Source organism: Gemmatimonadota bacterium (assembly GCA_039715185.1).
Classification (GTDB): Bacteria; Gemmatimonadota; Gemmatimonadetes; order Longimicrobiales; family RSA9; genus DATHRK01.
Genome location: JBDLIA010000213.1, coordinates 1 through 1,525, shown reverse-complemented (window position 1 = coordinate 1,525; position 1,525 = coordinate 1). Strand labels below are relative to the sequence as shown.

At 70.1% G+C, this 1,525-nt stretch carries 1 protein-coding gene; it reads left to right on the top strand.

Annotated features, from left to right (window positions below; translation table 11 throughout):
- Positions 1-152 precede the first annotated feature (152 nt).
- Positions 153-1,525 (top strand): PQQ-binding-like beta-propeller repeat protein (locus ABFS34_16800; GenBank protein MEN8377085.1); only part of this gene is annotated, 1,373 nt, incomplete at its 3' end.

Sequence of the window (1,525 nt, the reverse complement as noted above, 5' to 3'; positions counted from 1 at the left end):
TTCACGACGGCGTTGGTCGCCGGTTTTGTTTTCCATGGCCTCGCGCTACTGAATTTGCTCGTGGACAAGAGTTCCTGGTAGCCTAGCAACAGCTAGGCGGAATCACGTACTCGACGAGAGCCCAGAAGCCTCGTTGCGGGGGGTGCGCAGTGATGGCCAACGCGCAGACCGTCGAATCGACGCGGCAGCGGCCGCTCCGGCTGTGGCCCGGCGTGGTCATCGTGCTGCTGCAGTGGCTGACCCGGTTCAGTCTTCCCGTCATCGCGCCCGACGTCGAGTCCTTCGCCGTGCTGAGCGGACCCATCGGCGCGTTGGCCGTCGTCGTCTGGTGGGTGTTCTTCAGCAGGGCGCCGTGGTCCGAGCGCGTGGGCGCGATCCTCCTGATGGTCGCCGCGCTGGCCGCGACACCGTACATCCTCCACGAGTCGGTCCGGGCCGGGAACATGGGGGTCCAGTTCTTCGTCTACGCCCCTGCGGTGCTGAGCCTCGGCTTCGTCGCATGGGCGGTGATCACCCGTGACCTCGCTGACCGACTTCGGCGCGCGGCGATGGTCGTGACCATCTTGCTCGCGTGCGGCGGGTTTGCGCTTTTCCGGAACGACGGTCTCACCGGCGAGGGCGCTCCGGATTTCAACTGGCGGTGGGCCGAGACTGCCGAGGAGCGGCTCCTGGCCCGAGCCGGCGACGAGCCGACGGCGCTCCCCTCGGCGCCGGCGGCAGCAGAGACAGAAGCCGCGTGGCCCGGCTTTCGCGGGCCTGATCGCGACGGCAGCGTCCCCGGCGCGCGGATCGCGACCGACTGGTCCGCGTCGCCGCCGGTCGAGCTGTGGCGCCGGCCGATCGGACCGGGCGTCTCGTCGTTCGCGATCGGCGGCGACCTCCTCTACACCCAGGAGCAGCGGGGCGACGACGAGATCGTCGCCAGCTACAGCGTGACCACCGGTGAACCGGTGTGGCGACACCGCGACGCGGCACGGTTCTGGGACTCCCATGTCGGCGCCGGTCCGCGCGGGACGCCGGCCTACCGCGAAGGTCGCGTCTACACCTTCGGTGCGACCGGAATCGTGAACGCGCTCGACGCCGCCGACGGCGCCGTGGTGTGGTCGCGCAACGCCGCGTCCGACACCGACAAGGAAGTCCCGGAATTCGGCTTCACGAGCTCGCCGTTGGTGGTCGACGACGTCGTCATCGTCGCCGTTGCCGGCCAGCTCGTCGCCTACGACACCGCCACCGGCGATCCCCGCTGGTCCGGCCCGGAGCGCGGCGGCGGCTACAGCTCACCCCACCTGTTGACGATCGACGGGGTCGCGCAGGTCCTGCTCCTGAACGGCGCCGGGGCGACGAGCGTGGCGCCGGCCGACGGCACGCTGTTCTGGGAGTACACGTGGCCGGGCTACAGCTACCTGCAGCCGGCCCTGACCGCGGACGGCGATTTGCTGATCAGCGACATCGAGTTCATGCCGAGCGGGATGCTCCGCCTCGCGGTGACGCGCGGCCCCGGTGGCTGGACCGTCGAGGTACGCTG